Source organism: Acinetobacter zhairuonensis (assembly GCF_022601715.1).
GTDB lineage: Bacteria > Pseudomonadota > Gammaproteobacteria > Pseudomonadales > Moraxellaceae > Acinetobacter.
This window is the reverse complement of the sequence record NZ_JAKVIM010000013.1, coordinates 49,646-75,962: the sequence shown is the minus strand read 5'-3', so window position 1 is coordinate 75,962 and position 26,317 is coordinate 49,646. Positions and strand designations below refer to the sequence as shown.

Sequence of the window (26,317 nt, the reverse complement as noted above, 5' to 3'; positions counted from 1 at the left end):
AAACGCAAGCGGCTTCTTTCATTTCATCAGCACATAAGTTCGTAATGCTCCACAATAACAAATCTCCTGATGTTCACACCCCTATTTGAGCCTACATTGGAGAAATAACAACATTTCATTTTGGTGACCGATTAAAAAATTATTCTAAATAGCGCTTCTTAACAACACGGGGCATACCACATGAAATTTCCACTCCTGTTTTTTCTGGGTCTGACATTTTCCCCTCTACTGCAAGCTGAAACTTTTCAGGCTTCAAGTGTCAAAACAGCTTCAGGCACCATCATTCATGTTGGGGACAGTTTTCACGAGCTTGTGACGCGCATGGGGCAATCACCCAATTCGATGAGCAGCTATACTTTTACCGAAAATCAAAAGCAATACAGAGCAATGCGTTATGTCTATGAAATAGATGGGAAGCAGTATTTTTTGACGATCGTGGATAACCTGATTCGTCAGATAGAATGGATAAGTCTTGATCCCTAAACTCACTCAACGTCCATGCCGAGCGAGAGATTGTGACAACTGTTCAAGTTAAGATTTATCGTGATCATCTTTCTTGAATTTGTTTAGGGTATCGGTTGCAGCTTTTTTCAGTTCATCAAACTTTTCGGTTGCCTGAACTTTTAACTCATCAAATTTGACAGAAGCTTCCTGTTTTAGCTCTGCTGATTTCACCTTGGCTTCATCTAATAGATGACTGGCTTCTGCTTTAAAATGCTCATAGGTTTCCTGTGCTTGATGCTGTACTTCAGCCCACTTTGCTTTGGCATCTTCTATGGTGCTATCAAAACCTGCATCTTCATCTGCAGCCTGTTGCTCGTCCAGTTTCTGCTTCACTTCATCCAGTTTTTGTTCTGCATCTTGTTTCACTTCAGCAGCTGCACTTGTTAAATCATCAATTACCTTTTCACCTTCGGCTTGTGCATCTTTTGCGGCTTGTTTCAGGTCATCGCCAAGTTCCGCAGCCTTATCTTTTAATTCATCAATTTTATTTTCAACGGTCATTTTCACACCTTTTTCTGTTATAGCATCTCTCTATAGTTATACCGTGATCTGAATTGAATAAAATATAAAACAGCATATTGAAACAATAGCTGTACAGGATTCATCAATTGAAATCTCATCGAATATACCAATACAGAATAGATTAACGTTTCAAAGTACTGATAAAGCTGATGACTGCAAACAACCAAATAAACAGAATAAAACCGCGTGCCTGAGTAAAATGAGTGACGTCTGCACCGTGTACTATATTATGACGACTAGCAGTGACACTTGAACTCGTATCCATTTTAAAGGCTTCAAGGCTGAGAAAATACGGATTGATTTCACTGGCAATTTTAACTTTATGCCATAAACTTTTTACTTCATGGCCTTTTAGACCTGGCACAATTTTATAGACATCAACAAACTTGGTTTGATTTTGCTGTAAATACCCCTGTTCAATCAGCACATCCGTCAAAATCCCTTCAATTTGGCCATAAATAACCGTAATACAGCCTGCATAACACTGCTGTTGATACAGTTTTAGAGTTTCTTCTATCACGCTACGGCGTTGGGCTTGGAATACGCCTAAATCCATCGCATCGTAAGCCTCTAGCAAAGTTGCCTGAAAATAATTGGTTTGGATTAAATCGGGCAATTGAAATGCTGCAATATCCGCTTCTTTTTCATTCGCCATTTTCCAAAAATACAACAAATTTAGCAGGTCATTGGCAATGGGTTCATCACTTTCATACTCAAGCTGATCAGCCATGACTGCGAAATACGAATCTTCCGCCTCAAGCTGACGGAGTGAATCAACCAATTGTGTATGCACACGGCTGCCCATTGCAGCAAGGTATTGTTCCGCAGTTTTTAGAATATGGCTACCCAATTGTTTTTGATGGTCGGCATTTGGCTTTATGCGTGTGACGGGCTGGTCGAAATCAAAATCATCATCAATCATGGACGACATACTCTTAGAAACAGGCTGAATCTGCGTATTATCGCTGCTATTGCCACATGAATATAGTGAAAATACGCAATCATTTAGCCCCCTAAAACTTAAACTTTAAAAAGCAACTCAAGTCTCAATAGAGATATGAGCTACCTAATTTAGGGCTTATAAAACCAAGCATTTCCGATTGTTTTTCCAGTATTCCTCTCAAATTGGTGCTCTATACGCAATCTGACAGCTCTATTCAGACCGCCTACAATCAGTTTTAAAAAACTTTTCACCGATTCACTTGTGCAAGTCACGACTATCTAAGGTAAAATCAATGCCCTTGCATTAACTACGAATGAGAGAGTTATATCCGTGCGCAATATTTTAGTCACTAACGCCCTTCCATACGCCAATGGTCCGATCCATATGGGTCACCTACTCGGTTATATCCAAGCAGATATCTGGGTTCGCGCCATGCGTGCAATGGGACATGATGTGACTTATGTCTGTGCGGATGATGCTCACGGTACGGCAATCATGTTGCGTGCTGAAGCCAATGGCATTAGCCCAGAACAACAAATTGCCAATGTTCAAAAAGAACACATTCGTGATTTTGACGGTTTTGGTGTGCACTTTGATCACTATGATTCAACCCATAGTGACACCAACCGTGCCCGTGCTTCTGAAATTTATGTGAAAAACCGCGAAGCTGGCAATATTGCAGTTCGCCCAGTTTCACAATTGTTTGACCCTGAAAAAGGCATGTTCTTGTCTGACCGTTTCATTAAAGGCACTTGCCCGAAATGTAAGGCGGAAGATCAATATGGCGACTCATGTGAAGTCTGCGGTACGACATACAACGCAACAGAATTATTGAATCCAAAATCGACTTTAAGCGGTGCGACACCTGTCGAAAAATCTTCAGATCACTACTTCTTCAAATTGCCAAACTTTGGTGAATACTTACAGAAATGGACGCGTGATGAAGGTCGTTTACCAGTTTCAATTGCCAACAAGTTAGATGAATGGTTTGAAGCTGGTTTGGCAGATTGGGATATTTCCCGTGATGCACCGTATTTCGGTTTTGAAATTCCAGATGCACCCAACAAATATTTCTACGTTTGGGTTGATGCACCGATTGGTTATATGTCAAGTTTTGAAAACTACATTAAAACCAAACGTCCAGAACTCAGCTTCAATGATTTCTGGAAAAAAGATTCTAAAAATGAAGTCTATCACTTCATTGGTAAAGACATTGTTTACTTCCACGCGTTGTTCTGGCCTGCAATGCTTGAAGGTGCAAACTACCGTACCCCATCAGGTTTATTCGTGAATGGTTTCTTGACTGTAAATGGTCAGAAGATGTCAAAATCTCGCGGGACTTTCATTAAAGCTGAAACTTATTTACAGCACTTAAACCCTGAATATTTACGTTACTACTTCGCATCTAAACTTTCAGACAAAGTTGAAGATTCAGACTTGAACTTGGATGACTTTGTACAAAAAGTAAATTCGGACTTAGTGGGTAAAGTAGTCAACATTGCCAGCCGTTGTGCAAAATTCATTAACACCAAGTTTGATAACAGACTATCTGCAACGTGTGCAGAGCCTGAACTGGTACAAAACTTTATTGATGCAGGCGATTCAATTGCTAAAGCGTATGAAGCACGTGAATTCTCTACAGCGATTCGTGAAATCATGGCGCTTGCCGATAAAGCGAACCAATATATTGATGAGAAAAAGCCTTGGGCTTTAGCGAAAATTGAAGGTGAAGAACAGCAAGTACACGATGTATGTTCTGTGGGGATTAACTTGTTCCGTCAATTGGCAGTGTATTTAGCGCCTGTCCTTCCGACTTTAGCGGCGCAAGTACAAGACTTCTTGAAGTTAGACCACTTTGACTTTGCTTCAGCAAAAACTGCATTAGTAGACCACGAAATTGCATTGTTCCAACCTTTAATGCAACGTGTAGACCCGAAAGCAGTTGCTGCAATGGTGGATGCATCTAAAGACTCTTTAGCTGTGCCTGCTGCTGAACCAGTTAAAGCTGAAAAGAAAAAAGAAAAGAAAGCTGAGAAAAAACCTGAGCCTAAAGTCGGTGAAGCTGAAATTATTGGTATTGAAGACTTTATGAAAGTTGATCTTCGTGTTGCTGAAGTTTTAGAAGCGGCAACGGTTGAAGGTTCGGATAAACTTCTTCAATTGACTTTAAACGTTGGTGAAGCTGAACCACGTAACGTGTTCAGTGGTATTCGTGAGTTTTACCAACCAGAAGACTTAAAAGGCAAATTGGTGGTAATGGTGGCGAACCTTGCGCCACGTAAGATGCGTTTTGGTATTTCTAACGGTATGGTACTTGCAGCGGGTAATGGCGAAGGTGTTTGGGTGATTTCACCTGAATCTGGCGCTAAAGCTGGTGATAAGGTTTCTTAAGATTTAATTCTTAAATAAAAAAAGCCTCTACATTGTAGGGGCTTTTTTTATTGGTTTTTAGTTCCCTCTCCCTCTTTAAAGGAGAGGATTAGAGAGAGGATTTATTGAATCACTGCCCCACTTTACAATCTAAACTCAATTTTCATTGCGTAGGCATTGCCTTACTTTTGAAAGATCAAAAGTAACAAAAATCTGTTGTTAGCTTGATAATACATCCATGTATCACAAGCTAACGGCGACATCCATGTCGCCCTCTCAAATCTTACGTTCTGCTAGATTAATTCATAATTACGTGTATGCTTCTCACAATTAAAAGCGATATAAACCAATAATTATGAAACACTTTCTAGTATATAACTGCCATTTATACGTTATCTGAACAAATTAATGAAGCAAATAGAAAAAGCCTCGAACACCGTGCGAAATCTTAAAATTTACTATTAATCTAATCACATGACCTGCGACATGGATGTCGCCCGTTCGTTAAGGGCACATGGACGTGCCCTTAACGAACAAAAGGGTTTTGTTACTTTTGCCCAGTCAAAAGTAAAGATCATCTAAATTTTATTTTACAAGGTAATCCCAAATGCAAATTGATCAATTAAATACAATAGCTACTTTTTTTCAGTGCTTTAGTTGCTCTCATAATATTTATAAATTGGAAAAAACAAAAAGGTAGTGAAGTTATCTCAATTGAAGCAAAAGAAGCATTTCATTTAATAAAGAGCATACACAATCAAAAACGTATTGGAACGTCATACATTCTACAATGACAACATAGATTGCTTAAAAATAGAACTCTACAAATAGATTCTGCTCAAAAAGACAATATCGTCCAATCAAACATATTTGTTTTCATTTACTTCCACAAAAAATTGAAAATCGTCTAGTTACTCCTGTTTGATCTAACTCAAACTGACAGAAACACCAGAAAAGTATCTCTGTCAGATCAATTTTTAACGCATATATTTACTTCGCTGGCTCTCCCCATTGATTCGATTCAGGCTTAGTTTCTGAAACAGCCCAAATCAACAATGGAATAAGACCAATAATGGTCAGCGCCAACAGCATCCACCAACCTGAACGGTTCACATCGTGTAAACGACGTGCGCCAACAGCAAGTGATGGCAATAAAAAGAACAGTGAAAGTAAGCCAGAAATCGCATCTATTCCAGCGTCACTCACGCCTATAATTGCCAAACTTACGCCCAAAATGAGTCCAATTAAAATTTGGAACAAATAGAAATACCAATATTCCTTTCCGAACCAAAGAAGCTATAGCGCTTACCATCGTCCCCTTGAATCACACCTTCATTAATCTGGAAGTTAAAATCTGCTAATGTACCTTTCATTATAAAGTTCCAATTGATATTCAATATTTTATTGTTAGAAATATCACCATACTGGAACCATGTACTTTTCTAAAATATATTCCTGTAACCAATTCTTAAATAATAAAGTGAATAAAAATAGCCCTCTTATGAGAGCTATTATTTTAAAATTTATGGTCTTTTTTTCGTTAACTTAATTAACTACTTGTACCGTTTGCATTTGATACTTGCCATTTTGAACATCCTTACTTGCACCATACATTCTTAAAATAATGTAGCTGTCTTTGTTTGGAATCGGTAAGAAGTTCGGATTATTAGCATTGGCTTTAACATCAGAACTTAATTCAATCGTATACATACCATCTGCATCTGGTTTAAGCGTGCGGTCACCACGGCTATGACGATTCAATTCATTGTGTGCCATTAGACGGTTGTCAGAACCATATACCGTATATGACCAAAATTGGCTCACTTCTGGAGCTTTGAAACGCATTTGGTATTTCTTACCGTTGGCGCCATTGATCTTTTGACCATCTGAACCGACATCAGCTTTTAAGTATACCGTTTCATCTGCTGGTAAGCCCCACTGACCTATATACGTTCCCATATCAAACAAATCTCGGGCACCATCGTTCAATTGTTCACGTGTGCCAAGCAAGTTCCGTGAGTGGCTCAATTTCGGTACAAGGTCTTTAAGATGCTGCATACCCAACTTTTCACCGACTTGAGCAGCTGCAAGTTGCTCCTGAGTCAGATTGTAGTTACATGGTGCAATCCCCATGGCTTTGTACTGACTCACCCATTTCTTATCCGCTTCTGCCATGGTGCCTTCACACAACATGAAGTTGACACGCTCTAACCATGAGGTTTTTGCAGGATCTAGATAGGTTCTTTCTTTTTGTTTTGGTCCAGCCACACCTAAATATTCAGATAAGGTACGAATATTCCATTGGTCCATGTAGTTAAGGGCTTTTTTCTCATCTGCTTTGTTGGTCGCCATAATACGACCCATCATTTTCTGCAAATCTGAATCAACATAAATGACTTCATCGACACTGTCTGGTACTGTGCCTTTCCATGATTTTGAGGCAAACATAAAACGCCCACCCTTGGTTCCACGTGTTCTGGCTCCAATCATGGCAGTCGTGTAGTGTCCCATGTCCATGGTATGCAGAATCCAGTAACGATCCTGATCGAAATCAGGAATACTCACAATGACTGGTTCAGCACCCACATCTAACCAGCCCATTAAATGCAGCGTATCGTTATTGATGGATGGATGAGCAGTATAGGTATCATCCGCGAGATAACGAATGTTTTGGAAGCGGTTTAGCGGTGTATTGGTTGCAACCGTAGTTTTATAAAAGTACTTATAGGCTTCATCAATTGAATAGCCATAAAGATAAGCATCTTTAGCAACTTTATCTGAAATGGCAGCATGAGATATCGAACTCATTGCCCCTAACATCATCAATGATAATAAAGCTGTTTTTTTCATGTTATTCCCTTAACGTTATAATTTGTTATATGTTTTTAGCCTTTTTAATGTTCATTTGCACCACTCAAATTAATGGTTATTCATACAAAATCTATATTTTGACTTAACTATCTACTCTATTGTTTTTTTTATATTTTTTTAATAAGAAACTGCTAATCAATAATCTGCATAAAGGTTGAAACCTTATCCAAATCATTCATTTTAAGGTACATAAAAAAGGCTTATTCATTCCTGCAATGTCATTGAATGAATAAGCCTTGGGCAATGTTTAGCTGTAACAAAACGCTCAAGAAAATAATTTGAAACGCTTATGAACAATATTCTTCACGTTGATGTTCAATTAAAGATAATGCAGCGTTCCACGCCTTGAGCATTACCACTTCAATCAACTTGTCCTCAAATTGTTGTGCCGTATGTTGACGCACAGCTTCCGAAGGAAGATGTAACTCTGCCCCACCCGCCATGGCTTTAATTTGCGCTTGGCAAGCACGCTCTAGGAAATAAATTTCGTGGAAAGCGCGTTGAATGCTATCACCTGTCGATAACAAACCATGATTGCGTAAAATCATGACGCGGTTTTGACCCAAGTCATTTACCAAACGCTCACGTTCTTCGGTCAGCAATGCCACACCTTCGTATTCGTGATAACTGACTTTGTTATAGAATTTTAGAGCATGTTGTGACAGTGGCAATAAACCATGTTTTTGTGCAGAAACCGCAATACCATCGGCAGTGTGGGTATGGATCACGCAATGCACATCTTTACGTGCATCATGAATGGCAGAGTGAATGACAAAGCCTGCGGTATTGACCATTTTACCTTGATCGTAATCTGTAACGATGTTGCCGTTATAATCAATTTTCACCAAATGTGAAGCCGTCATTTTCTCAAATGGAATCCCATATTGATTAATTAAGAAATGACCATCTTCATCAGGAACTCGTAAACTAATATGTGTATCAATTAAATCCGTCATGCGGAAATGAGCAATTAAACGGTATAAAGCTGCAAGCTGGCAACGCGCCTCCCATTCAGTCGCAGAGACTACATCTTTAAGACTTTGCATGGCTTGTAAACTTGTCATGGGTAAATCCTTCATTTTTCCATTACTTTTTAATTACTTCACGGCGTTCCTGCGTGAAATCATTGTTTTTCCATAAACACTTGTATCCCGCTTTCATCGAATCAGCCGCATCTCTAGCAAGTTAATTCATCCTGAAATGAATCATCATTACCCAAGACATCAAACTGATGTGTTCAATAAAAAAGGAACAAAAAAGAAAACTGTTTAAATAGCTTTCAGCTTGAAATTATCTCAGTCAGCACTTGTGCTCAATGTCATTATTCATCACTTCTCATCGTATGCACTGGCGACATCGTAGGTAATAAGGTGATCTTCATGATCAAAAGAATTGGTTTTTAATCATAAATCACACTGATATACACCAAGTTCAAAATACCTACCGCTTCTGGCTTCTGAACTCGATTGCATAATTGATCATTTTTAGTGAATTACGAAACTGGGCAGTTTCCAAAACATTAAATCAATGGTTGTAGGTGAGCATTTTTTCTATCGAACAATTCTAGATAAGCAATGCATTGAACCTTCATTAAGGTTTGTTTTAAAAGAGTTAAATTATATGTATTGCCTAAACACGCAATTGAGATGCCTTCAAGCTTTGATATCCAATTGAAAATTATAATAATTCCTCCATCTATTTATTCATAAGAACAATAAAATACAGATGGAGGCGATTTATCAAAAAAGGCTAAAGTAGTTTTCAGCGCATTAACTTAACTGGCATGACTCTTGATGACATGGTCAGAATTAAAATGAGTATGAGTTAAACGCTCTGCCGTATTTTCAGTTAATGGCTCAACTTCTTGCATTGTGCTTAGGCTACGTGCGGTTAAATCCATATATTGCTGGGTGCCCTTAAATTTCCATGCAATTTCTTTGGCTTCCAAGGTACGAATCACACGTGCAGGACTCCCTACCACCATTGAGTTGGCTGGAATCTCGGCTTTGGCTTTCACTGTGCTATTGGCACCGACAATGGTATTTTCACCAATATAAGCTTCATCCAAAATTACACTGTTCATACCGATTAAGGCATTTTTACCAATACGACAACCATGCAAAATCGCACCATGTCCAATATGCCCAAACTCTTCCACCACGGTGACATTGTTCGGAAAACCATGAATGATGCAAGAGTCTTGCACATTGGCGTTTTGATGAATATGAATTCCGCCAAAGTCTGCGCGTAAAGCTGCAAAAGGACCTATATACGCCCCTTCTTCGACTATTACATCACCAATCAACACTGCGGTCGGATGTACAAAAGCTTTGGGGCTGACCACAGGAATGACACCATCAATGGCATAACACGGCATAGTTTATTCCTTAAACTGTAATATATTTTTGTGCGCTTAGTAGCTTGGCTCTTCCTGCTTTAAGCCACCAAAACGCTTAAAGAATTGTGGATGCGCAGGTGGCATAGAACCTTCTGAAGTTCTTGCAATGTCCATAAAGAATTCATCGCCTGCTAACACCACGGTTTGATAGAGATTACTGCTCAAATTACGTGAATTCAGCGACAGCCAGTTCGATGGCAATAATTCAAAAGGTAAATTCGGGTCTTTGAGTAAAATTCGACGATATTGATGAATCAGTAAAATACGAATCTGAAACGCTTGCATTGGATTCAGTTCTTCATCACTTTCCACCAGATTAAAGAATTCTCTGAAATCACTGATGAACTTTTCATAACGCTGGTGCAGCTCTTGCACTGGCCAGTTTGTCTCGACCATGCGTTTTACCGTCGGATAAGATTCTTGCCAGATTTGTAAAGCTTCGGCTTTAAAGATCACCACTTGATCGGTCATCTTCAAGCTTAACAACAGATTTTGTAATTTGAGATGGTCACAGCCGGGATACGCCATCACATTGGTGGCAATGTTGGCAAAACCGAGCCATTCCAGCTCTTTTTTCAAGGTGACTTTATTTTCCAGTTCCACTGAACTGAGCAATACCAGATCCCATTTTTGGTCCCACTCTTGTTGCGTGAAACTATAAATTTTCTGATCTGCCATAATAAAGCGTTGGCGACTGCTTTCCGTGACACGGTAGTAACTGGTACGTCCGATTTTCTCGGAAATCAGCCAACCATTTTGGACAAGGCGAAATACGGCTGTACGAACCGAACGCTCGTTAAAACCAAACACATCCATTAACTGAATTAAACTGGCAAGGCTGATAATGCCACCGCGGTGAAAAATACAGTCACCAAAGATGGTCATAATCAGCGAGGTGCCACTCAGTGCTTCGTTGTTAATGAAATCATCAATAACTTGTTTTAATTTGAGATTCATTGCGTTCAACTATTACCTTGTCAGATCAGAATGATAAATCATGTGATCTATCATTCAACTAAAACTTATGCCGATTTTCGAATATCAAAGACGCGTTGCGCTTTCCCCTCAGAACGTGGCAGGCTGCCTTCTGGTAAAATTTCAACCATCACTGAAATACCGACCATGGTCTTGATCTGGTTTTTCAATAAGGCTGCAATTTGCGGAGTTAACGTTTCACTCACATCTTTGCGCATTTCAGCACGAATATGCAAAGTATCCAAGTGTCCTTGTTTGCAAATTTGAATTTGGTAGTTCGGCACCAATTGTGGAATATGTAAAATCTGTTCTTCAATTTGTGAAGGGAACACATTCACACCACGAATAATCATCATGTCGTCACTACGACCCACAATTTTGTCCATACGACGCATAGTGCGCGCAGTACCTGGCAATAAGCGGGTTAAGTCACGGGTACGGTAACGAATGACTGGCATCCCTTCTTTGGTAATGGTCGTGAACACCAACTCTCCCAACTCACCATCTGGTAAGACTTCACCCGTTTCAGGGTTAATGATTTCTGGATAGAAATGATCTTCCCAAATGGTTGGTCCATCTTTGCTTTCCAGACATTCCATTGCAACGCCTGGTCCCATCACTTCAGATAAACCATAGATATCCAAGGCATTAATGCCTAGGCGCTCTTCAATCTCGCGGCGCATTTCGTTGGTCCATGGTTCTGCACCAAAAATACCTGTTTTGATTGAACAGTCTTTTGCAGTACCGAATTTCTTTTCCAACGCTTCAATAATGTTTAAGCAGTAGGATGGCGTCACCATTAACGCAGTCGGCTTAAAGTCATGAATCAGTTGTGCTTGACGCTCAGTTTGACCACCTGACATTGGAATAACCGTTGCACCCAAGCGTTCTACACCATAATGTGCACCCAAGCCGCCTGTAAACAGACCGTAGCCATACGACACTTGGATCACATCTTTATTTGACAGTCCTGCTGCACGTAATGAACGTGCCACAACATCTGACCACACATTAATATCGTTTTGGGTATAACCGACAACCGTTGGTTGACCTGTGGTGCCCGATGACGCATGAATACGGATAATTTGATCTTGAGGCACAGCAAACATGCCAAATGGATAGTTATCGCGTAAATCTTTTTTGGTGGTAAACGGAAACTTTGCCAAGTCTTCTAAAGATTTGAAATCATCAGGATGTACCCCTGCTTCATCAAATTTTTGCTTATACACTGAGCTATTCTGATAGGCGTGTTGCAGTGTCTTTTTCATGCGCTCCAATTGCACACTACGTAACTCATCCACTGAAACCGTTTCAATCTTTTCCATTGCATTGTTATTCATATTTTGTACTCCTTGTGCAGTCATCCTGACTGCGGGTTATTCCTTTTGTAGATTATTCATTAATCCACATTTTCAATAATCAGTGCGACACCTTGTCCGACACCCACACACATGGTGCAGAGCGCGTATTTTCCATTGCGACGCTTCAATTCTTTCATGGCAGTAATCACCAAACGTGTGCCACTCATGCCCAGTGGATGACCCAGTGCAATCGCACCGCCATTTGGATTGACACGGTGATCATCATCTTGCAAACCGAGTTCACGCATCACGGCAAGCGACTGCGCAGCAAAGGCTTCATTCAGTTCAATCACATCCATTTGGTCAAGGCTTAAGCCTGTTTGCTTCAATACTTTTTGTACCGCGGGTACCGGACCAATGCCCATGTATTTCGCTTCAACCCCAGCTTGGGCAATGGCCACCACTTTTGCCAAAGGTTTTAAACCATGCTTGCTTGCAAACTCTGGACTGCCCAGTAACATGCATGCCGCGCCATCATTTACGCCAGAAGCATTGCCCGCAGTGACTGAACCGCCTTCTTTACGGAAAGGTGCTTTTAAGGCGGCCAAGGCATCCACAGTCGTATCTGCACGTGGATGCTCATCGCTATCAATGGTGATGCTGTTTTTCTTACGGTCTTGAATGGTCACTGGCAAAATTTCTTCAGCCAAAACACCATTTTGCTGTGCAACTGCCGTTTTTTGCTGACTGCGATAAGCAAACAAATCTTGGTCATCACGGCTAATTTGATATTTTTCCGCCACGTGTTCAGCGGTTTCAGGCATGCTATCTACACCAAAATTAGCTTTGAATTTTGGATTGATAAAACGCCAGCCAATGGTGGTGTCGAAGATTTCAGGCGTACGACTAAATGCAGTGGTTGCTTTCGATTGTACAAAGGGTGCACGGCTCATCGACTCAACGCCGCCTGCCAAGACAAATTGTACTTCGCCCGATTTGATCGCACGTGCTGCAAGTCCTACCGCATCTAAGCCAGAAGCACATAAACGGTTCACGGTAATGGCAGGCACTGAATCAGGTAAACCTGCCAATAATGACGCCATACGCGCCACATTACGGTTATCTTCACCGGCTTGGTTAGCACAACCTAAGATCACTTCATCCAATTCATTCCAAGGTAAATGTGGATGTTGATTTTTCAAATACTGAATTGGTAATGCCGCCAAGTCATCGGCACGAATACCGCTTAAACCACCTGCATAACGACCAATTGGTGTGCGAATGCCATCTAAAATATAAACTTGTTCCATCTGTCTTCTTCCTTTAGCCTGCAATAAGAAATTGTTGTGATTGCGGGCTGTTTTGCACCTGTCCTCGTGCAGTTTTCTTCGCTAAATATATACTTGGTCTGTAGCGTTCTTCACCATAAATACGATACAGATTTTTCAGAGTTTGTAAAATAGTGTTGTATCCTATTTTTTCTGCCCACTGGAACGGACCTTGCGGATAGTTCACACCATATTTCATTGCAGAATCAATATCTTGTTCTGATGCAATGTCATGTAACACCGCTTCACAGGCTTCATTCACCAACATTGAAATGGTTCGTAACACATAAAGTCCTGCATGATCCTGTGTCCACAGTGGTATCACATTCATGCCAATAAATAAAATATCAACAACCGACTGATCAGCTTCTGAACATGCTACTGAAGCCACCACTGGAATTGCTTTGGCTTGTTCCCAGTCTGCATGCCAATCCATCAACACGACTTTCTGATCGGCATAATCCAGATCAACCGACTCACCCAATGAAAGACGAATTGACACTTCACCGACCAATATTTCATCCTGCGCACCTTCTTGAAACTTGACTTCAAGATGTGAAGCGTGAGCCAAACGTTCAATTAAACCAGAAGAATGTTTCCAATCGCCTTTCACGGTGATTGCCAGTTTCTCAACAGACTTGGCATAGCGTACAGGCAATTCAAACTGTGGGCTTGGCGTTGTTTGCATATAATCGTAAAAACCTTGTTTAGTTTTGCGACCAAAGCAACCTGCATCCACCAGTTCTTTTTGAATCAAGGATGGACGATAACGCGGCTCATAAAAGAATTCTTGATAGACACTTTGCGTGACCGAGAAATTGACATCTTGACCAATTAAATCGGTTAATTCGCATGGACCCATGGCGAAGCGACCACATTCACGCAGAATAAAATCGAGTTCTTCAGGGCGTGTCACATTTTCCTGTAATGCACGGAATGCTTCCGCATAGTATGGACGCGCCACACGATTGACGATGAAACCAGGCGTCGATTTTGCCAATACCGGCACTTTGTTCCATGACTTCATCAGTTCCAGCAATGCATCTGCAATCGCGTTTGAACTTTTTAAACCACGGATAATTTCCACCAGTTTCATCACCGGTGCTGGGTTAAAGAAATGCACCCCAACAACACGCTCTGGATGTGGAATCGCAGCAGCAATGGCTGTAATTGAAATTGAAGACGTATTCGATGCAAAAATTGTATGTTCAGAACACACTGCAGCCAACTGTTGAAACAAGCTTTGCTTGACTTCTTTCTTTTCAACAATCGCTTCAATAATCAGTTGTGCGGGTGCTAACTGTGCTAACTCATGCGCAACGCTTAAATTGGCAAAAGTACTGTCATACAGTTCCTGCGTCATTTTTCCTGCTTGCACACGCTTTGTGAGTTGTGCAGCAAGTTGCTGTAATGCAGCTTCCGTTTTACTGGCATCCACATCATACACATAGGTTTGATGTCCATGCATCGCAGCTAACTGGGCGATACCAATTCCCATGGTACCTGCACCAATTACAGCGACAGGTGCCTGCTGTAAATTGATCTTATCCATGTTTTAGCAACCTTTATATTCTGGGGTGCGCTTTTGCATAAAGGCTTGTACGCCTTCACGGTAATCGCTTGAACGACCTGCTAAACGCTGTAAATCACGTTCTAGAATCAATTGATCATCTAAATTATTGTGAGCAGCGGCATGAATGGCTTTCTTGATCAGGGATAACCCGTAAGTTGGTTGTTTCGCCAGATGTTCAGCCAATTTTTGTGATTCAGCTTTCAAGGCATCATCTTCAACCACTTGCCAAATCATGCCCAATTGCACCGCTTGTTCTGCTGGAATTTTATCACCCAACATGGCTAAACCCATGGCCTGAGCACGACCGACCAAGCGTGGCAGGAACCAAGTTCCACCAGAATCTGGAACCAAACCTAAGCGGCAGAAGGCTTGAATAAATGATGCTGATTTTGCAGCAACCACCAAGTCACATGCCAAAGCAATGTTGGCACCTGCACCTGCTGCAACCCCATTCACGGCACAGATCACTGGTTTTGGCATTTCAGTAATCAGTTTGATCAGTGGGTTGTAATATTTTTCAATCGACAGCCCTAAATCTGGTGAATCTGAATTCGGGTCCACCACACGGTCATTTAAGTCCTGACCTGCACAGAAACCACGACCTTCAGCAGAGATCACGACTGCACGAATCGTGCTGTCTTTAGACCATGCTTTAAGTACGCTCGATACTTCTTTGTGCATGGTTTCATTAAAACTGTTAAGTTGTTGTGGACGGTTAAAGGTTAAATAGCCCACTGCATTTTTTTCTTCAACAATTACGGTTTGGTATTCCATTACACACCTCTAAATTCTGGTTTTCTTTTCTCTAAAAATGCATTAATGCCTTCTTGGCGATCTTGCGTTGCCGCCAACCAAACGAAATGCTGACGTTCCAGCTTTAAGCCTTGGCTTAAAGTCACTTCATGAATCGATTTCAAGGACTGCTTGATCACACGGATGGCTAATGGCGCTTGTTTGGCAATTTTTCCTGCCAATTCCACCGCATATTGCACGGTTAAACCCACTGGACATACTTGGCTGGTAATGCCATGTTGCAGCGCGGTTTGCGCAGAAATCATTTCGCCTGTCATCGCCCAGCGCATGGTGAGTTGCTGACCAACCAAACGTGCTAAACGCTGTGTACCCCCTGCACCAGGCAACATCCCTAAGCCAATTTCTGGCAAAGCAAATTGTGCATTTTCACCCGCAAGCACAATGTCACCATGCAGTGCCAGCTCAAAGCCCGCACCAAAGGCATAGCCATTGATTGCCATAATCAGCGGTTTAGAAAACTCATCAATGCGTTTCCACAACTGTGGGCGCAAATCTTGCTGAATACTGACTACATCTAGCTTAGACAATTCATTCAGGTCTGCACCTGCGGCAAAACATTGTGGATTACCTGTAATCACCACCACTTTCACCGCGGTATCCGCTTCGAGCTGTTGCAGGCAGTCTGCAATTTCTTGCAAGGTGGCATTGTTTAAGGCATTACGCTTTTCAGGTCGGTTCAGTTCTATCAGTACCACGCCCGATTTTGGAGAACTGGTTTTAATGTATTCCATCTTGCCGCTCCTCGTTCAGGCTTATTCGTCAAAGCTCAAACGTACATTGGCTGAAGTTGGCAATGCCTGACAGCTCAATACATAACCTTTTTCAACTTCATCTTGTTCAAGGCTATAGTTGATCGCCATTTCGACCTGACCTTCGAGCACTTTACATTTACAAGTTGCACAGACACCGCCTTTACATGCATACGGCAAGTCCGCACCTGCACGAAGCGCTGCATCTAAAATGCTGTCATCTTGTTTAGACACTTCAATGATCAGTTCACGACCATCCAGAATAATGTTGACCTTTTCTTCACTACGGCTTTCGATTTGCTGTGCAGTTGCGCGTGGTGCAGTGCCTGTATTAAAACGTTCAGTGTGAATTTTACTACGCTCAATACCTAACTCTGGCAACACGGTTTCTACAGCCGTCATCATTTCTTCTGGACCACAGGCAAAGCAATGATCCGTATCAGCATTAATCAATTCAGCCTTGAACAGTTGCTGTAATTTTTCTGCATCAATACGACCATTAAAAATTTCACTGTCATTCATTTCACGAGAAAAGATATTGATCAGTTGCAGACGTTCTTTAAAGCGGTCTTTTAAATCCATGATTTGTTCTGCAAACATGGTTTGTTTCCAAGAACGGTTGCCATAGACCAAAGTGAATGTTGCATCGGCTTGACGGTTTAGGACTGATTTTACAATCGACAGGATTGGGGTAATGCCACTGCCTGCGGCAAAACCAAGATAGTTCTGACCACCAACTTTCGCAGCTTTCTGGAAGAACACGCCTTGCGGTGGCATCACTTCAAGCACATCACCTGCTTTTAAGTGGTCATTCGCCCACGTTGAAAATTGACCCTGATCAATTTTCTTAATCGCAATGCTCATGTCTTCCGCAACATCGCTACAAATGGAGTAGCAACGACGTAGTTCACCTTCATCGGTAACATGACGAATGGTTAAGTGTTGTCCTGGTTGATAATCAAATGCAGCGAACTGCTCAGGTGCCAAATCAAATGAAATGCAAATCGCCTGTTCAGTTTGTGGCTGAATGGATTTAATCGTTAATGGTGCAAATTGGCTCATCTAAAATTCCCTCTTTCTTTTCGATTTTTCAAAGTGTGAGACATGGGTTCTTTGCAAATGTCTTAAATTAAATACACTTGAAATAATCGAAAGGTTCTAAGCAGTCTTGGCAACGATATAAGGCTTTACATGCTGTCGAACTAAATTCACTTAATAATTTGGTGTGCTGACTGTTGCAACGCGGACATTGAATGCCATCGGTCAAAGCGACATGCGTACCACAACTGTGAGAATTACCCTGCGGCGGCGCAATTCCATATTGCTGCAATTTTTCTTTGCCAGCTTCACTCATCCAATCCGTGGTCCAAACTTCGGAAAGATCCACCACTACTTTTACGGGCGTCAAACCTTTGGCTTCAAAGGCTTGGGTAATATCTGCCGTTAATACATCTGTCGCAGGGCAACCGCTATAGGTTGGCGTGAGTCGCACGACAATTTCATTCTGGGCGTTCAGCTCAACGCCACGAATCATGCCTAAATCAAGCACCGACAACACTGGAATTTCAGGATCAGACACCTGAGCCAAAACACTCCAGCATTCATCTGCTACATGTCGAATTAAATTCATACGACTCACTCCCTGTGATTTCGTCTTACCAAGCCATATTTGGATATGAACGTTGCAGATATTGCATTTCTGCAAGGATGTAACCTAAGTGTTCAGTGTGCAGTCCTTGCTTTGCACCACTGCGATAAGCACCCGCTTCTGGAAGACTGAGCTGCATACGTGCTAACTCTGATTGCACCGTTTCAAGCCATTGATCTTTTAAAATCTCAAGATTTGGAATCAGACCTGTATCCACCAGTTGCATTTCAGCAGCGGTAAGTTGGAACAATTCCTGAGTGAAACGCCACAACTGGTTCACACCCTGTTGAGTTTTGTCATGCGCTTCGGCAGTGCCTAAACTTAAACGCTCCATCCATGTGGTTGAAAAGCGCAAGTGATATTTCACTTCTTTTAAAGATTTCATTGCAAAAGCAGAGATATCAGCATGGCTACTGTTGGTTAAAGCCGCCAACAATAATGCGTGGTAGTGATCCATGAACCATTGACGCACGATAGTTTGGGCGAAATCACCGTTCGGCTGTTCAGCCAACAATAAATTACGGTATTCACGCTCGGTTCTGAAATATGCCAGTTGGTCTTCATCACGACCTAAACCTTCAATCTGACCCGCAAGGCTTAACGCTGTACGTGCCTGACCTAAAAGATCCAGACCAATATTGGATAATGCAATATCCAACTCTAACTCTGGTGCATGTCCACACCATTCAGCCAAACGGTGTGACAGGATCAGTTGACTATCGCCTACATGTAACAGGAATTCTGCTAAAACTTGTGTACTCATCGTTTTTCTCCTTTCCCTTACATGTGCTCAATGCCATCTGGAATGTTGTAAAACGTTGGGTGGCGATAAACCTTGTCTAAAGACGGATCAAAAAATTCTGGTTTTTCATCTGGTTGAGAAGAAGTAATCAGCTCAGATTTAATGACCCAAATACTGATGCCTTCATTACGACGTGTATAGACATCACGTGCATTTTGCAGCGCCACTTCATCATCTGGCGCACGGATACTACCCACATGGCGATGGCTTAAACCTTGCTTACTACGGATAAACACTTCGTAAAGTGACCAGTTATTTTTGTTATCCATGACCTTATTTCCCTTCATCTCTGATCTGAATTAAGCAACTTTCTGTGCTTGCTGCTGTTCTTGCTGTTTCTTGGCATACACTGCGGCAGATTCACGTACCCATGCACCGCCTTCCCATGCCTTACGACGTGCTTCAATACGCTCGTGGTTACACGGTCCTTTACCAGCAAGTACATCAAAGAATTCATTCCAATCCACTTCGCCAAACTCGTAATGACCTGTGTCTTCATTGAATTTTAAGTCTGGATCTGGAACGGTAAGACCAAGTTGCAAGACTTGCGGAACAGTGTTGTCGACAAACTTTTGACGCAAAGCATCATTACTGAATAATTTGATTTTCCATTCCATGCTTTGCGCACTGTTTGGAGAATTATCATCACTTGGACCAAACATCATGAGGGCTGGCCACCAAAAACGATTGACGGCATCTTGCGCCATTTGTTTTTGTTCTTCAGTGCCGTTTGCCAATTGCATCATGGCTTCAAAGCCTTGACGCTGATGGAAACTTTCTTCTTTACAGATACGCACCATGGCACGTGCATAAGGACCATAAGAGGTACGGCAAAGTGCAACCTGATTCACAATTGCAGCGCCATCCACTAACCAGCCAATCGCAGCAACATCTGCCCAAGATAAAGTTGGGTAGTTGAAAATTGATGAATATTTCATACGACCTGCAATGAGTTTATCCATCATGTCATCACGGTCAGCACCTAAAGTTTCTGCTGCACTGTAAAGATACAAAGCATGACCCGCTTCATCTTGGACTTTCGCCAACAATACCGCTTTACGTTTTAACGTTGGTGCACGCGTAATCCAGTTACCTTCTGGCAACATGCCCACCACTTCAGAGTGTCCGTGTTGACCGATTTGGCGAATTAAGGTTTTACGGTAGGCATCTGGCATCCAATCCTTTGGCTCAATTGAAATGTCCTTTTCAATGCGCTGATCAAAAGCTTGTTGTTGGTTATTCATTTTTCCCTCACTTATCCCAAGTGTCGATACAATTAAATTAAAACGATACACAAATAAAATCAATATTAATTTTTAGGTATCATTTAATTAAAATTTGTATTTCTGATTAAATTATTGTTTTTAAAGTTTTTATTTAATCTTAAATTTTGGTTCGTTTTTTTTACATACGAATTACGATTGACTTTTACACGTTTTAATACCAAATTATGAAACATCAAAACTAAAAAATAGTTTAAAACGTATCATAAAAGGAGTTTTTACCATGTTAGCGTTAGAAAACAACTCAGTGGAGCAACACGATACAACTGAAGACAACCATACTCAGGGACTGAAAACCCTCAGCTCATTGGTCTATGGACAGGAATATTCATCTCAAGCGGAATTGCGTACGGTTTATCATGCCATTACAGGCGAAGCGATTTACCAAGTCAGTAGCCACGGTATCAACACCAAAGCTGTTGTGGACTATGCGAAAAAGCAAGGTTCCGCCATTGCGACGTGGACGTTCCACCAACGTGCTAATGCCTTGAAACAAGTGGCACAATATTTACTCGAGCGTAAAGCACACTATTACGAACTGGCAAAAGCAACGGGCTGTACCCGTAAAGATGCTTGGATTGATGTTGAAGGCGGCATTGGGACTTTATTTGCCTACTCTAGCCTTGTGCGTCGTGAACTCAGTGATGAAACTGCACTAGTTGAAGATGCATGGATTCCATTGTCTAAACATGGCAATTTTGGTGCCAAACATATTCTGACCTCTAAAGCGGGTGTCGCCCTGCATATTGATGCTTTTAACTTCCCGATCTGGGGCATGTTAGAAAAAATTGCCCCGACGCTATTAGCGGGTGTGCCATGTATTGTGAAACCAGCAACTGAAGGTGCGGAACTTACCCATGCCGTAGTGAAAGACATTTTGGCAAGCGGCTTCCTTCCAGCGGGTTCATTGCAGCTCATCTGCGGTCAAATTTATGATTTAATTGAACAATTAAATCCACAAGATACTGTTACATTTACAGGTTCAGCAGCGACAGGTCAAAGCCTGCGTGCAAATCCACACTTGAATCAATATTCAATTCCATTCTGTATGGAAGCCGATTCTGTTAACAGTGCGATTTTGACTGAACATGCCAATGATGAAACCATTGATTTATTTGTACGTGAAGTGTTCCGTGAAATGACCACCAAGGCAGGTCAAAAATGTACCGCGATCCGTCGTGCCTTTGTTCCAGCGGCATTGCTCGAAACCGTGCAAACGCGTTTAGTGACTAAACTACAAAAAGTTGTCGTGGGTGACCCTGAAATTGAAGGCGTGACCATGGGTGCGTTGGCGAGCGTGAAACAGAAATTCAGCGTTGCTGAAAAAGTGGAACAACTCAGCCAAGATGCAAAAGTAGTATTGGGTAGCCATTTACGCCAAGACTTCGAGATTCAAGCTAAAAATGCCGATAAAGGCGCATTTTACCCACCAACTTTGCTTGTTTGTGAGCAACCGACTGAAGCCAAACATATTCATGAAGTAGAAGCTTTTGGTCCAGTCTCTACCCTGATGCCATACCAAAATCTGGCTGAATTGGCCGATTTAGTGGCGCGTGGTGAAGGCAGCTTGGTGGCTTCTGTAGTCCGTAATGTGGATGAAAATATTGAAGCATTGATTACCAAAATTGCCCCATGGCATGGTCGTGTGCACATTCTAGATGCTGAAAGCGCGAAAGAAAGTACAGGACATGGTTCACCATTACCGTACTTGGTACATGGTGGTCCAGGACGTGCAGGTGGCGGTGAAGAACTCGGTGGTTTACGTGCAGTCAAACACTATATGCAACGTACCGCATTACAAGGTTCACCAAATGCCATGACTCAAGTCGGTCATAGTTGGACGGCGGGTGCACAAGTGTTTGAAGACCGCGTACATCCATTCAAGAAAGACTTTGATGAACTCCGCGTCGGTGAACGTTTACTCACAGCACGTCGTACTGTGACTGAAGCAGATATCGTCAATTTTGCTTGCTTAAGTGGCGACCACTTCTATGCACACATGGATAAGATTGCGGCAGCAGATTCCCTGTTTGGTGATCGTGTAGCACATGGCTACTTCATTGTGTCTGCAGCAGCAGGTCTATTTGTAGATGCTGCCGCAGGTCCAGTGATTGCCAACTATGGTATGGATAATCTACGTTTTGTAGAGCCCGTGAAAATTGGTGACACCATTCAAGTAGAATTGACCTGTAAGCAAAAAACCCCGAAACCATTGCGTGATCCAGAGCAAAAACCGCATGGTGTGGTGGTTTGGGACATTAAAGTCAAAAACCAGCGCAATGAATTGGTGGCAACCTATGACATTTTGACCTTGGTTGAACGGGCTGCGTAAGGCTGATGTATAAAAAAAGAGAATCATATGATTCTCTTTTTTTTATAATTAAAAATAAATGTATCTTTTTATCACAAAATGATTGACCCCGCCAAATTTAACCCGTAGATTAAAAACAAGACGATACATAATAAAAACAAAAATGAATTTAAGGGTATCAAATCAATTCAAATGATCAGCACAGGAAGTTGCATGATGAACGATAAATCACTCGATATAGAGATGGTTGAAAGGACAATTCAACCTGAAGCACAAAATTTTGAACACAGCCCAGTTTCAGAACATACATCGACACCTGAACAAACGACACAACCCCCTAGCAGCGCTTACCACTGGTATGTGGTGGTCATCTGTATGGTCGCGTACATTCTTTCCTTTGTAGATCGTCAAATTTTATCCTTGATGATTGAGCCGATTAAACAGGACTTGATGCTCAGTGATACTCAATTCAGCTTATTGCAAGGTCTGGCATTTTCATTGTTCTACGCTGTTATGGGTGTGCCGATAGCAGCGCTTGCAGACAAGAAATCACGCATCAAAATTATTTCGATTGGTATCGCCTTTTGGAGTTTTGCGACGGCAGCTTGCGGTCTGAGTAAAAACTTTCTGCAAATGTTCTTGTCTCGCCTCGGTGTGGGTGCGGGTGAAGCAGCGCTTTCTCCAGCCTTCTATTCGATTGTTGCTGACCTATTCCCGAAAGAAAAACTTGGGCGTGCCTTAGGTCTGTATGCAATTGGTGCCTTCATTGGTTCTGGTCTTGCTTTCCTCATTGGCGGTTATGTGATTGGTTTACTCAAGAATGTAAACATGGTGACCCTGCCGATGATTGGCGAGATTAAGACTTGGCAGCTGACCTTTATGATTGTAGGTTTACCCGGTGTTTTGTTGGCTTTATTGATGATTTTGACCGTGCGTGAACCTGAGCGTAAAGGTTTAAAAATCGGTCAAGATGGTCAAGTGGTAAAAGCCTCTTTCAAAAACTCGATTGCCTTTATTAAAACCCATAAAAAGACCTTCTTCTGTCACTTTATCGGTTTCTCTTTTTACACCATGATGCTGTATGCATTGCTCGGTTGGGCACCTGCATTCTATATGCGTAATCATGGTCTGGATGCCAGCCAAACAGGTTACATCCTCGGCACAATCATTTTAATTGCCAACACTTCAGGTGCATTATTCTGCGGATGGCTGATCGACTGGTTCTCTAAACGTGGCTATAGCGATGCAGCGATTCGTAGTGGCATGATCGGTTGTGCAGCCCTGATTATTCCAAGCGTCTTATTCACCCAAGTGGATAATATGTATCTGTCATTCGCGCTGATTTTTGTGGCAATGTTCTTCTCGACCTTCCCAATTCCAGCATCTGCAGCAGCAACACAAATGCTCACACCAAACCAGTTACGTGCCCAAGTGTCGGCAAAATTCCTATTGGTTTCAAACTTGATTGCACTAGGTATTGGTACTACAGCGGTGGCATTAATTACTGATAAATATTTCCACAATACTGTGATGGTGGGTAACTCAATTTCGATTGTGAATGCGGTAGCAGGTGTACTCGGTACATTCCTACTGTATAAGGGCTGCCAATATTATCGCGAAAGTATTCAAGTTGAAAAAGCAGCTGAACTCAATCACAAATAACCGTCACTGTAAAACTCAAAGCGAAAGATCTTCCTTTCGCTTTTTATTTACTCAAGATGAGAGGTCTTGGATCAGTCTATTTTCAATCCATCATTGAGCAGAAAGCACTTCTACCCCCGCTTACTTTATAAGATGCATATTCTTATTCTAATAGACACCAGATCTCACAAACAAATGAACAGAGAGTCGTATCTAACCTGGACACTTTAAATGGGTTCTAACATTTTGATTTCGTATAATCGCCATTATGTTAAATGGGAGAATTAGATCCACCCTCCAGTAATAAAATCTCCTGAATCATATCCAATGGAGTACCCAATTTTTCTCTCTGGGTAAGCGGTTTTATAATGATTCATTGATGCTTGTGCCAGCTTAAGTGAATAAGCTAAGAACAAAGGATATTCAGCATAATTATCTAGTTCTGTTTCATCTGCTAAATCTTCAATAGATCGTAAAATTTCAGAGCTAAAAGTGCCTAGCTCAGGATAGTATGTTCTGGCCTCAGACATCCAATCAAGGTTATCTTCTTCTGCAATGTATTGATCTGATACTGCAAAATATAGATATCCATTATCAGAAAGACCAAACCAAAACCCTTGATCAATAAAGGGAGAAGCCTCTTTTTCTAAAGAGTCAATTACGTGGGCTGCTAAACTTTTAACTTCTGTTGTGTAATCTAATTCTTTGAATAGATCCCAACTTTTGTTTGGCTGCATTTCATGACAATGATTGATGATCGTTGTCATGAAATTATCAATATCTAGATCATTTTTATGAAGATCAATTTCTTTAAAGATTTTTACGAAGTCAAATGACATAAACAGCCTATCTTGTTCCAAAATTTAAATAAGTAAAATGCGATCAGATGCGTTTTAACGTAGCTATTTCCAAAAAATCCTTACGTATCTTTATGGCCTGATGTCTAACCTTCTGAGAATACTTATTTTTATCCTTAATTAGATCCTCAATCCAATATAAAACATCACTATCAATATACTCAGGTCTTTTTTGAAGCCAGTTTAAAGCTAATTCAGGCCAATAGCTTGATACGCTTTCAGAAAGTGCATAAATGACTACGTTCCTTATATCTTCAAAAGAGTATGTATATTTTTCTAGACTATTTTCATCCATTTCCAAAAGCAATAATCCATCTCTTACATCATTCATATCTACATAACTCGAATATTTTTATTAGCCTAAAAATAAAGGATTAATAAATTACATTAGTATTGATTCTTAAATTTTCCTAAAATTAACATAATGCACGTTATACGCAATTCAATTTTTTATTTCATATAATTCAATGCTTTAATTGACTTAATAAATCCCAACTCAGATGTATTGGGATTTTTTAATAGTTTATCATGTTCCATGATTACTTATTAAACAATGTTCCACGGTTTTGTGTAGTCTCATTTACCCCTAAAAGATAAAAAATTGTCCAGATGAAATAAGAATAGATGTCCAAGTAGTTATTGATTTTGCAATAAGATTGCAAACATATTCCATCTCATCTTCATTCACGCTTTTTGATGGTTTTTCAATAAATGCTAGCGATCTGCTGTTGATTGATCTCGATTCCCATCTTCGAAACTGTATCTTAAGGATATTGGTTGGCATCATTTTTCTATAAAATCTAGTATCTTAAATTATTTCCAATATAGTAGATTTAAATTCTTATCAGATGCCGACATGGATATACATCAACAGATTTCACAGCGCATTCATGAACTACGTATGGCACGTGGTTACACATTGGAAGAACTTGCCGCACGCAGTGATGTTAGCCGTGCCATGATTTCCATGATTGAACGTGCTACTGCTAACCCAACCGCGGTGGTGCTGGATAAACTGGCCAATGGACTGGGCGTTTCGCTTGCCAGTTTATTTAATGCTATTGAATCTATCCCCTTCAATCCACTATTACGCCATGCCGAGCAACCTGTTTGGCAAGATCCCGAATCTGCATATATCCGTCGTAGCCTTACCCCGCAAGACTGGACATCTTCAACCCAATTGGTCGAAGTCCTTTTCCCCGCATTTGGGCGCATCACCTACGATGTTGCGCAACGTGATCACGCTATTCAACAGCAAATTTGGATTATCACAGGGCAATTGGAGATTCAGTTAGGTGAACAAACCTATCAACTACATCAAGGCGATTGTCTTGCCATCTGTTTAAATCATCCGATTATTTTTAGCAATCCAAATGCAGAACCTTGTCGCTATGTATTAGCAATTGAAGATGGCAAAACTCCATAAAT

The 26,317-nt window shown here is 41.2% G+C and carries 25 protein-coding genes; 5 read left to right on the top strand and 20 right to left on the bottom strand.

Features of this window, described 5'->3' with window-relative positions:
* The first annotated feature begins 180 nt into the window (after window positions 1-180).
* The gene (locus MKI85_RS11575) at window positions 181-483 is read left to right on the top strand and encodes a hypothetical protein (RefSeq protein ID WP_241627883.1); all 303 of its coding nucleotides are present in this window, start codon (window positions 181-183) and stop codon (window positions 481-483) included.
* Window positions 484-531: 48 nt separating this feature from the next.
* Here MKI85_RS11575 and MKI85_RS11570 read toward each other — a convergent pair whose 3' ends face one another.
* Window positions 532-1,005 carry a hypothetical protein gene (locus MKI85_RS11570; RefSeq protein WP_241627882.1) on the bottom strand — a complete coding sequence of 158 codons (474 nt, stop codon included), beginning with the start codon at window positions 1,003-1,005 and terminating at the stop codon, window positions 532-534.
* A 142-nt stretch (window positions 1,006-1,147) separates the two neighbouring features.
* Window positions 1,148-1,948 (bottom strand): hypothetical protein, encoded by an 801-nt coding sequence (locus tag MKI85_RS11565; protein ID WP_241627881.1) that lies wholly within the window; start codon window positions 1,946-1,948, stop codon window positions 1,148-1,150.
* 351 nt (window positions 1,949-2,299) lie between these two features.
* Between MKI85_RS11565 and metG the strand changes: the two genes are divergently transcribed.
* A complete protein-coding gene (metG, locus tag MKI85_RS11560) occupies window positions 2,300-4,360 on the top strand; it encodes a methionine--tRNA ligase (protein WP_241627880.1) in 2,061 nt (686 codons plus the stop codon).
* A gap of 969 nt (window positions 4,361-5,329) precedes the next feature.
* On the opposite strand, the gene MKI85_RS11555 is transcribed toward metG, so the two are convergent.
* The 16 genes from MKI85_RS11555 to paaA form a co-directional block, all read right to left on the bottom strand.
* Window positions 5,330-5,599, bottom strand: coding sequence for a DUF805 domain-containing protein (locus MKI85_RS11555; protein WP_413350583.1), 270 nt, complete (start codon window positions 5,597-5,599; stop codon window positions 5,330-5,332).
* Window positions 5,584-5,712: a hypothetical protein gene (locus MKI85_RS16975; protein WP_413350581.1), complete on the bottom strand. Its 129-nt coding sequence runs from the start codon at window positions 5,710-5,712 to the stop codon at window positions 5,584-5,586. Before MKI85_RS16975 ends, MKI85_RS11555 begins: the two co-directional genes overlap by 16 nt.
* 172 nt (window positions 5,713-5,884) lie before the next feature.
* Entirely contained in the window at window positions 5,885-7,189 is a 1,305-nt protein-coding gene (locus MKI85_RS11550) for a DUF1254 domain-containing protein (protein ID WP_241627879.1), read from the bottom strand.
* 308 nt (window positions 7,190-7,497) lie between these two features.
* A complete protein-coding gene (locus MKI85_RS11545; RefSeq protein WP_241627878.1) occupies window positions 7,498-8,274 on the bottom strand; it encodes a class II aldolase/adducin family protein in 777 nt (258 codons plus the stop codon).
* Window positions 8,275-8,984: 710 nt separating this feature from the next.
* On the bottom strand, window positions 8,985-9,587 hold the full coding sequence (locus MKI85_RS11540; RefSeq protein WP_241627877.1) for a gamma carbonic anhydrase family protein: 603 nt from the start codon (window positions 9,585-9,587) through the stop codon (window positions 8,985-8,987).
* A gap of 36 nt (window positions 9,588-9,623) precedes the next feature.
* Window positions 9,624-10,565 (bottom strand): phenylacetic acid degradation operon negative regulatory protein PaaX, encoded by a 942-nt coding sequence (gene paaX, locus MKI85_RS11535; RefSeq protein WP_241627876.1) that lies wholly within the window; start codon window positions 10,563-10,565, stop codon window positions 9,624-9,626.
* Between the two features lie 65 nt (window positions 10,566-10,630).
* Window positions 10,631-11,923 (bottom strand): phenylacetate--CoA ligase PaaK, encoded by a 1,293-nt coding sequence (paaK, locus tag MKI85_RS11530; RefSeq protein WP_241627875.1) that lies wholly within the window; start codon window positions 11,921-11,923, stop codon window positions 10,631-10,633.
* Window positions 11,924-11,982: 59 nt separating this feature from the next.
* The gene (pcaF, locus tag MKI85_RS11525) at window positions 11,983-13,194 is read right to left on the bottom strand and encodes a 3-oxoadipyl-CoA thiolase (protein ID WP_241627874.1); all 1,212 of its coding nucleotides are present in this window, start codon (window positions 13,192-13,194) and stop codon (window positions 11,983-11,985) included.
* A gap of 13 nt (window positions 13,195-13,207) precedes the next feature.
* Window positions 13,208-14,764, bottom strand: coding sequence for a 3-hydroxyacyl-CoA dehydrogenase (locus MKI85_RS11520; protein ID WP_241627873.1), 1,557 nt, complete (start codon window positions 14,762-14,764; stop codon window positions 13,208-13,210).
* Between the two features lie 3 nt (window positions 14,765-14,767).
* Window positions 14,768-15,559 (bottom strand): 2-(1,2-epoxy-1,2-dihydrophenyl)acetyl-CoA isomerase PaaG, encoded by a 792-nt coding sequence (gene paaG, locus MKI85_RS11515; protein WP_241627872.1) that lies wholly within the window; start codon window positions 15,557-15,559, stop codon window positions 14,768-14,770.
* Entirely contained in the window at window positions 15,559-16,329 is a 771-nt protein-coding gene (locus MKI85_RS11510; RefSeq protein ID WP_241627871.1) for an enoyl-CoA hydratase-related protein, read from the bottom strand. Before MKI85_RS11510 ends, paaG begins: the two co-directional genes overlap by 1 nt.
* Before the next feature lie 21 nt (window positions 16,330-16,350).
* Entirely contained in the window at window positions 16,351-17,409 is a 1,059-nt protein-coding gene (gene paaE, locus MKI85_RS11505) for a 1,2-phenylacetyl-CoA epoxidase subunit PaaE (RefSeq protein ID WP_241627870.1), read from the bottom strand.
* Window positions 17,410-17,476: 67 nt separating this feature from the next.
* Entirely contained in the window at window positions 17,477-17,977 is a 501-nt protein-coding gene (gene paaD, locus MKI85_RS11500) for a 1,2-phenylacetyl-CoA epoxidase subunit PaaD (RefSeq protein WP_241627869.1), read from the bottom strand.
* A gap of 25 nt (window positions 17,978-18,002) precedes the next feature.
* Window positions 18,003-18,758 carry a 1,2-phenylacetyl-CoA epoxidase subunit PaaC gene (paaC, locus tag MKI85_RS11495; protein ID WP_241627868.1) on the bottom strand — a complete coding sequence of 252 codons (756 nt, stop codon included), beginning with the start codon at window positions 18,756-18,758 and terminating at the stop codon, window positions 18,003-18,005.
* Between the two features lie 17 nt (window positions 18,759-18,775).
* Window positions 18,776-19,066 (bottom strand): 1,2-phenylacetyl-CoA epoxidase subunit PaaB, encoded by a 291-nt coding sequence (paaB, locus tag MKI85_RS11490; RefSeq protein ID WP_241627867.1) that lies wholly within the window; start codon window positions 19,064-19,066, stop codon window positions 18,776-18,778.
* Window positions 19,067-19,096: 30 nt separating this feature from the next.
* Entirely contained in the window at window positions 19,097-20,041 is a 945-nt protein-coding gene (gene paaA / locus MKI85_RS11485; RefSeq protein ID WP_241627866.1) for a 1,2-phenylacetyl-CoA epoxidase subunit PaaA, read from the bottom strand.
* Between the two features lie 262 nt (window positions 20,042-20,303).
* Here paaA and paaZ point away from each other — a divergent pair, with 262 nt between their 5' ends.
* Together paaZ and MKI85_RS11475 are read left to right on the top strand one after the other, a co-directional pair.
* Window positions 20,304-22,412, top strand: a complete 2,109-nt coding sequence (gene paaZ, locus MKI85_RS11480; RefSeq protein WP_241627865.1) for a phenylacetic acid degradation bifunctional protein PaaZ — start codon at window positions 20,304-20,306, stop codon at window positions 22,410-22,412.
* Between the two features lie 192 nt (window positions 22,413-22,604).
* The gene (locus tag MKI85_RS11475) at window positions 22,605-24,053 is read left to right on the top strand and encodes a spinster family MFS transporter (protein WP_241627864.1); all 1,449 of its coding nucleotides are present in this window, start codon (window positions 22,605-22,607) and stop codon (window positions 24,051-24,053) included.
* A gap of 263 nt (window positions 24,054-24,316) precedes the next feature.
* Here MKI85_RS11475 and MKI85_RS11470 read toward each other — a convergent pair whose 3' ends face one another.
* Window positions 24,317-24,871, bottom strand: coding sequence for a hypothetical protein (locus MKI85_RS11470; protein WP_241627863.1), 555 nt, complete (start codon window positions 24,869-24,871; stop codon window positions 24,317-24,319).
* 43 nt (window positions 24,872-24,914) lie between these two features.
* Window positions 24,915-25,220, bottom strand: a complete 306-nt coding sequence (locus tag MKI85_RS11465; RefSeq protein WP_241627862.1) for a hypothetical protein — start codon at window positions 25,218-25,220, stop codon at window positions 24,915-24,917.
* 525 nt (window positions 25,221-25,745) lie between these two features.
* Here MKI85_RS11465 and MKI85_RS11460 point away from each other — a divergent pair.
* Window positions 25,746-26,315: a helix-turn-helix domain-containing protein gene (locus MKI85_RS11460; RefSeq protein ID WP_241627861.1), complete on the top strand. Its 570-nt coding sequence runs from the start codon at window positions 25,746-25,748 to the stop codon at window positions 26,313-26,315.
* The last annotated feature ends 2 nt before the right edge of the window (window positions 26,316-26,317 follow it).

What these genes read in the sequence shown, in the direction of transcription:
- MKI85_RS11575 (WP_241627883.1), top strand. Translation starts at nt 181, where the DNA reads ATGAAATTTCCACTCCTGTTTTTTCTGGGTCTGACATTTTCCCCTCTA.
- MKI85_RS11570 (WP_241627882.1), bottom strand. Translation starts at nt 1,005, where the DNA reads ATGACCGTTGAAAATAAAATTGATGAATTAAAAGATAAGGCTGCGGAA.
- MKI85_RS11565 (WP_241627881.1), bottom strand. Translation starts at nt 1,948, where the DNA reads ATGATTGATGATGATTTTGATTTCGACCAGCCCGTCACACGCATAAAG.
- MKI85_RS16975 (WP_413350581.1), bottom strand. Translation starts at nt 5,712, where the DNA reads ATGAAAGGTACATTAGCAGATTTTAACTTCCAGATTAATGAAGGTGTG.
- MKI85_RS11550 (WP_241627879.1), bottom strand. Translation starts at nt 7,189, where the DNA reads ATGAAAAAAACAGCTTTATTATCATTGATGATGTTAGGGGCAATGAGT.
- MKI85_RS11545 (WP_241627878.1), bottom strand. Translation starts at nt 8,274, where the DNA reads ATGACAAGTTTACAAGCCATGCAAAGTCTTAAAGATGTAGTCTCTGCG.
- MKI85_RS11540 (WP_241627877.1), bottom strand. Translation starts at nt 9,587, where the DNA reads ATGCCGTGTTATGCCATTGATGGTGTCATTCCTGTGGTCAGCCCCAAA.
- paaX (WP_241627876.1), bottom strand. Translation starts at nt 10,565, where the DNA reads ATGAATCTCAAATTAAAACAAGTTATTGATGATTTCATTAACAACGAA.
- paaK (WP_241627875.1), bottom strand. Translation starts at nt 11,923, where the DNA reads ATGAATAACAATGCAATGGAAAAGATTGAAACGGTTTCAGTGGATGAG.
- pcaF (WP_241627874.1), bottom strand. Translation starts at nt 13,194, where the DNA reads ATGGAACAAGTTTATATTTTAGATGGCATTCGCACACCAATTGGTCGT.
- MKI85_RS11520 (WP_241627873.1), bottom strand. Translation starts at nt 14,764, where the DNA reads ATGGATAAGATCAATTTACAGCAGGCACCTGTCGCTGTAATTGGTGCA.
- paaG (WP_241627872.1), bottom strand. Translation starts at nt 15,559, where the DNA reads ATGGAATACCAAACCGTAATTGTTGAAGAAAAAAATGCAGTGGGCTAT.
- MKI85_RS11510 (WP_241627871.1), bottom strand. Translation starts at nt 16,329, where the DNA reads ATGGAATACATTAAAACCAGTTCTCCAAAATCGGGCGTGGTACTGATA.
- paaE (WP_241627870.1), bottom strand. Translation starts at nt 17,409, where the DNA reads ATGAGCCAATTTGCACCATTAACGATTAAATCCATTCAGCCACAAACT.
- paaD (WP_241627869.1), bottom strand. Translation starts at nt 17,977, where the DNA reads ATGAATTTAATTCGACATGTAGCAGATGAATGCTGGAGTGTTTTGGCT.
- paaC (WP_241627868.1), bottom strand. Translation starts at nt 18,758, where the DNA reads ATGAGTACACAAGTTTTAGCAGAATTCCTGTTACATGTAGGCGATAGT.
- paaB (WP_241627867.1), bottom strand. Translation starts at nt 19,066, where the DNA reads ATGGATAACAAAAATAACTGGTCACTTTACGAAGTGTTTATCCGTAGT.
- paaA (WP_241627866.1), bottom strand. Translation starts at nt 20,041, where the DNA reads ATGAATAACCAACAACAAGCTTTTGATCAGCGCATTGAAAAGGACATT.
- paaZ (WP_241627865.1), top strand. Translation starts at nt 20,304, where the DNA reads ATGTTAGCGTTAGAAAACAACTCAGTGGAGCAACACGATACAACTGAA.
- MKI85_RS11475 (WP_241627864.1), top strand. Translation starts at nt 22,605, where the DNA reads ATGATGAACGATAAATCACTCGATATAGAGATGGTTGAAAGGACAATT.
- MKI85_RS11470 (WP_241627863.1), bottom strand. Translation starts at nt 24,871, where the DNA reads ATGTCATTTGACTTCGTAAAAATCTTTAAAGAAATTGATCTTCATAAA.
- MKI85_RS11465 (WP_241627862.1), bottom strand. Translation starts at nt 25,220, where the DNA reads ATGAATGATGTAAGAGATGGATTATTGCTTTTGGAAATGGATGAAAAT.
- MKI85_RS11460 (WP_241627861.1), top strand. Translation starts at nt 25,746, where the DNA reads ATGGATATACATCAACAGATTTCACAGCGCATTCATGAACTACGTATG.